Source organism: Streptomyces sp. NPDC006265 (genome assembly GCF_040613555.1).
GTDB lineage: Bacteria > Actinomycetota > Actinomycetes > Streptomycetales > Streptomycetaceae > Streptomyces.
Window position 1 is genome coordinate 1 of the sequence record NZ_JBEXSH010000619.1, and the last position, 5,522, is coordinate 5,522.

The window sequence follows — 5,522 nt, forward strand, 5'->3', positions numbered from 1 at the left end:
CCGCTCACCGACCTCACGTCCTCCGAGGTACTGAGGCGGATGCGGACCGTCGAGGAGCTGAGCGCGAGCTTCTGGGCGGTGATCGGTGGCCTCGCCTGGCACTGGAACACCGCCGAGTGGCTGTTGGAGGCGGTCCTGGCGCGCGGCGGCCGCCGCACCGCCGGGCTCACGGCCGGGGCCCTGCTCGTGGGCGGGAACCGGCTCGCCCACCAGGCCGACCGTGCCCTGGACCGGGTCGCGGCGGCGGCCCCGGAGGAAGAGGAGCAACTGCTCCGCGCGTACCTGCGGCGCTTCGGCCACCTGGTGTACAGCCTCGACCCGGCCGAGCCCACCGCGATCGACGATCCCTCGATGCTCCGCTCGGTGATAGCCGACCGCCGTCGCAACGGCGGCGCCGAACCTGGCGCCCAGGGGCCTGTGCCGGATTCCGGGGCCGCCGACCCGGCCCGCCAGTTCGGGCGCGGGCCGCTCGGCCGGTTGCGGCACGAGGTCTACCGGTGGGCGAACCACTGGAGCGGCGTACGGGACGAGGCGCTGCACTACTTCACGCTGGGCTGGCCGTTCATGCGGGCCGGATATCTCGAACTCGGCCGCCGACTGGTGCACGCCGGCCTGCTCGACGCCGACGACGATGTGTTCTACCTGACCGGGGAGGAATTGGCCGGCTGGGTGAGCGCGGACACGGGCGACGCGCGCTGGCGCGACTTGGTGCGCGAGCGCCGCCTGCGACGTCAGTGGCAGCGGCGGCTCAACCCGCCCGATGTGGTCCCCTCCGACGCGCGAATCACGCTCTTCGGCTCGGACATCACGTCCTTGGCGCTGTTCGGGGTCGAGCGGCGGGAGGACCGGGATGACGGGCTGAGCGGGTCGGCGGTGAGCCCGGGCAACTACACAGGCCGGGCCAGAGTGATCCACGAGGTCGCGGAGGCGGACGCGCTGGAGAAGGGTGAGGTCCTCGTCGTACGTCAGGTCACGCCGGCGTGGGCGCCGCTTCTGGCCCGCGCCGGTGCGGTGGTGGCCGACGTCGGGGGCGCGCTGTCCCACGGCTCGGTGGTGGCACGCGAGTACGGCATCCCGGCCGTGATGGGGGTCAGGACCGCGACCTCGCGGATCGTCACCGGGAACCTGCTGACCGTGGACGGCGACTCGGGCACCGTTCAGCTACGGGGTGAACCGTGACCCCGACAGAGTCCCCGCCGAAGAGCCGCAGCACGCGCGACCGGGTGATCCGGGCGCTGCTGTTCGCCGCGGTGGCCGTCAGCCTGGTGTTCATCCTGCGGGACATGGATCCGCATCACCTGTGGACGGTGCTGACAGACGCCGACCCGCGTTGGCTGGCCGTGGCCGTCCTGGCCAACGTGGCCTCGCAGGTGACCCGGGCCCTCGGCTGGAACGCGATGTTCACCGAGTCCCGGATCCGGTTTCCCCTCCTGGTGCGGATCGAGTTCGCCGTCCAGGCGGCGGCGGCCGTCAGCCCGGAGGGGGTGGGCGAGTTTGTCCGGGTCGGTTACCTCCTGCGTGAGGGAGTGGCCCGGACGGTGACCGTCACGCTCATGATGGTCCGCAAGTTCTTCTCCAGCCTGGGCCTGGTGCCGTTCCTGGTGGTCATCTGGTGGCCGGGCAGTAGGGTGCCCGGCTGGGCGGTGGTCGTCGCCTGGGCGTACCTGGCGGTGCTAACCGTGGCGTCCGTCCTGATCGTGAGGGTCGCGCGCACCCCGTCCGCACCGGCTCGGGAGGGCCGGCTGCGGCGGATCGTCTTCGATGCGCGCACATCGCTCGGGCCGGTGCGCCGCCCGCGCGTCTTCGCGGAGGTGGGGGCGGCCGGGCTCGTCACCCGGGTGCTCGACCTCGTGGCGGCAGCGGCTGTCGCTAAGGCCCTCGACCTGGGGCTGTCGGCGGCCGTTCTGGTGCTCGTCCTGCTGTCCATCGAGGTGTCCAACATCATGCCGACCCTGCCGGGTCAGCTGGGCACCTTCGAGGCGGCCGTGCTGGGCGCGACGGCGGGCGTCCTCGGCCAGGCCGAAGGGTTGGCCTTCGCACTGGTCTTCCACGCCCAACAAGTGCTTCCCCAGATCCCGCTGGGGATGATGACGATGGCAGGCAATTCATTTCTACGAGGCCGATCGAAACGGAGTTCGACATGACCGAACTGTGGAACGCCGAAACTCCCAAGGTAATTCAGCTGCCCTCGGGGCGGATGATCCGGGGGCGCGGCCTCAGATATGACCTGCCGGAGGGACAGACCCCCACGTTCGCCGTGCACCTGACAGACCATCAGCCACCCAACCCGCCGTGGGAATCAGTATGGGTCCCTTGGCGGGACTTCTGGCTTCCCGCCGACCCCATGGACGCGATGCGCAAACTCCGCCTCGCCTACGAGCGCGCCGCGAGCGAACGCGTGGAGGTCTGCTGCGGAGGCGGCGTCGGCCGGACCGGTACGGCACTGTCCGCGATCTGCGTCTTCGAGGGCATGAATCCCAAGGAGGCGGTCAAGTGGGTGCGGCAGAATTACCACTCCCGTGCGGTCGAGGTGCCTTGGCAACGGCGTTTCATCCGCCAGGTCTTCGCCGCCGACGCCTCCGGCTCAGGGCAGGCGTAACCGTAGCGCTGGGCAGGGGTGTGGGACGGTCTTGGCGCACCGTCCCCGCACACCCACCGCCAGGCGCTTGATGTGACTTCGCGGGCCTGGACGAGCACGTTCGTCTGCGCTCTGCTGCCCGCCTTCTCCGACGCCAAGGTCCGCCGCACCGTCTATCAGCAGGACGCCGACCTCAGCAACCAGCAGGCCATCCGCGACATCCGCGAACTCGTAAGCCATGACTGGTTCGTCCCCAGCAGCAAGGCCCGTGCCCGCTACTACACCCCTGGCCCCTGGCCCGTTGACGGCCCCGTACAGGAAGCCAATCTCTGGAGCCGTACGCGGACCCCTGCTGCCGGAAACGGCGAGCTCACGCCGTCAAGTACAAAGGCGAGACGTCCTGTACCGCCTCGACGCGCTGCTCCAACTCCTTGACCTGACCGCTGATGCAGTGCGCGTACACCGCGAAGAGCATGGCCACGCTGGTCCCTGCCCACTCGGCGACCTGCGCCGGCGGGACGCCGTTGTTCAACCATGTCGTCAGACAGGTGTGCCGCAGGTCATAGATACGCTTCCCGGTCGGCGAGGCGTAGACGTGCGGTTGCAGGGTCGCCTGCCGGGCACGGCCCCAGACGCGCCGGTAGACAGACCCGGCGAGGGTTCCGCCCCTCTCGCCCGAGAACAACCGATCGCCGGACTGCAGGTGCCCGGCGGCAATGTAGTCCCGCAGAACACGGGTGAGAGCCGGGTGGCAAGGAACACTCCGCGTCCCCCGTCCTTCTCGGCCTTTGAGCCCGCGGCGCTCATGGGGCGTGCCGGTTCCGGTCCATCGCCGTCCCACCTCGGGCTCCGCGACATGAATGGCCAGCTCGCCCCACTGATCCTTCTCCTCCATCTCCGGCAAGGCGGCATCGCCCACCCGCAGGGCGACGGCTTCCTCTGGCCGCATCCCCGTGTAATAGAGCGTGGCGAAGAACGCATGCAGTCTGAGTCCACCGCGCGGCCGATGCCGTATCCAGTCGAGCAGTCCGGCCACTTGCCGCGGATTGAGCAAGCAGCGGCGGTCGACAGCGTCAGCAGTCCCTGGCCCGCTGCCCCGCCCCTTGGGCAGCGGATTCGTCAGCAGGACACCCTGGCGGATCGCGTACTGCATGACCAGATTGAGCACCCTACGGTGGCGCCGCGCCGAGGACGCAGCAGCAGCTGATCCGTCCAACAGCGTGCCGAGTACGAGCAACACGTCCTCGACTACAGCAGGATCGTTCCAGACCTCCATCGTCGGAGTGTGCCGACGCACCCAGCCCAGGACTGCCACAACTTCGTCCGGCGCGCTCTCACGGCGTTCGGTGCTGAAGGCCCACTCGCTCAGTGCCGTGCGGACTCTGCGCGAGCTGGCGCCAGGCGGCTCCCTGCCGAGCAGCGCTGTCGTTGTGATCATGAGAGTCCTGGCGGTGTTCTTGCGGTGATTCGCCGAAGCACGTGACCACTGCGCATCGACAAACTGGACAGCGAAGTCGTACCAGCCGATCGACGACGCCGTCGGCCCGTGACGCACCGGCAAGCCGGTGGCCATGTTGAACGGGGCGCCACGATGCGTAGCCGTCAATAGCTCCGCACGAAACCCATCCGCGAGCGCAAGCGTCTGGAACGACTTGTGATGGCGTTGTCCGGCCACCGACCAGCAAACCCTGTACGACACGCGCTGGCGACCAGAGCCGGTCTCGATCTGCCACGACTCGGACGTCGTAAGTGGTTTCCATCGACCTCACACCTCGCTCCGGCCACGCCCCCGATGCCGGGGTCCGGCCGGTCCCGAAGCACCGACGGCTTCTGCCCCCTCAACTCCATGATTCCATCAGGAACACGTCACACCGCTGCGTCGTGCACCCGCGGCATGGAGTTCCTCACCCCCGTACGCTCGGGACCATCCAGACGCACATATACCGGATATGTGCAGCAACTTGACCGACCAAGATCGTCCCACATGCGTCCCCCAAAATGCCTGACGCCACGTCAGTAGAAAGGGAAACAGCAGGTCACAGCGCAGCACTCCGCGATAGAGTGGGGGTCTTCTAAGCGCTTGGCCGCAGGTTCGAGTCCTGCCGGGGGCGCAAGTCTCCGCCCTCCCCTTGGGGAGGGCTTTTTGCTGGTCAGGGTGGAGGTCAGTCGGCGCGACGAAGCCACGACGGATGACGGAAGCGGCGAGGATGCCACCTGGCTCTCCCTGGAAGAGGGGGTCACCCGGCTGCAGCCGCTCGTCTTCGATGCGCTGCCGCCGAAATGCCCGCCAGGGCCGGATGCCCCCCGGCACCGTGCGCGTCTCACCCTCCGCATGGCCCTTCAGGTCCCGTTGCTCGAGTCGGCGCGCGTGCTCGGCTCCAGAGTCACCGGCAGCACAGCCGCCACCGCCAGATGGCCGACTCTCCGCGGTCGGCGGCCGCGGTCTCCACCGAGTCCACGAAGAAGCCGGACGACATCAACAGACGATGGCCCGCGCGACGAGCGGCCTTCCCGTCTGGTTGAAACCATGGACCGAACCACCTCCGCCAACTTGAAAGCGCAGGTCAAATGGCTGGTATGACCGGCTCTCGGGGTGCTCAGGCCGGTCACGGGCGGATGCGTACGGAGTAGATCGTTTGACGGAGTCGGACGGATCGCCGGTTCCTGCTCTCTGTGGCCGGGTGGCCTTCTACGATCCGGTACATGGATCCCGAACTGCTGGAACGGATCACCGCACGGCGCGGAGACCGGACGCGTTCGAAGAACAGCTGGCCAAGCAGTTGGCGGAGGTGCGGGCCGAACGTGATGAGCTGGCCGTGGCCGAACGTGACCGTGAGCGGGTGAGCGAACAGCTCGCCGCCGAGCGCTCCTCTGCCGCCCACCACCCCCCGCGCCGGGGCAGGTGGGCGGCCCGACAGGGTTGCTGTCGCGCACCGAACACCGA

Annotated in this window: 4 protein-coding genes and 1 tRNA gene; 4 read left to right on the plus strand and 1 reads right to left on the minus strand. The window is 68.8% G+C overall.

Annotated elements, in window-relative coordinates; all coding sequences use genetic code 11:
- The 3 genes from ABZ281_RS35605 to ABZ281_RS35615 all read left to right on the plus strand — a co-directional run.
- Nucleotides 1-1,179: PEP-utilizing enzyme (locus ABZ281_RS35605; protein WP_356662207.1), on the plus strand; the 1,179-nt coding region annotated here is incomplete at its 5' end.
- Nucleotides 1,176-2,144, plus strand: coding sequence for a lysylphosphatidylglycerol synthase transmembrane domain-containing protein (locus ABZ281_RS35610; protein ID WP_356662208.1), 969 nt, complete (start codon nt 1,176-1,178; stop codon nt 2,142-2,144). The genes ABZ281_RS35605 and ABZ281_RS35610, both read left to right, overlap by 4 nt.
- Nucleotides 2,141-2,599 (plus strand): protein-tyrosine phosphatase family protein, encoded by a 459-nt coding sequence (locus ABZ281_RS35615; protein ID WP_356662209.1) that lies wholly within the window; start codon nt 2,141-2,143, stop codon nt 2,597-2,599. The genes ABZ281_RS35610 and ABZ281_RS35615 overlap by 4 nt, the downstream gene beginning before the upstream one ends.
- A 349-nt stretch (nt 2,600-2,948) precedes the next feature.
- Here the strand turns inward: ABZ281_RS35615 and ABZ281_RS35620 are convergent, their stop codons facing one another.
- Entirely contained in the window at nt 2,949-4,253 is a 1,305-nt protein-coding gene (locus ABZ281_RS35620) for a tyrosine-type recombinase/integrase (RefSeq protein WP_356662210.1), read from the minus strand.
- 372 nt (nt 4,254-4,625) lie between these two features.
- Between ABZ281_RS35620 and ABZ281_RS35625 the strand changes: the two genes are divergently transcribed.
- Nucleotides 4,626-4,686 (plus strand) — tRNA-Arg (locus ABZ281_RS35625).
- The last annotated feature ends 836 nt before the right edge of the window (nt 4,687-5,522 follow it).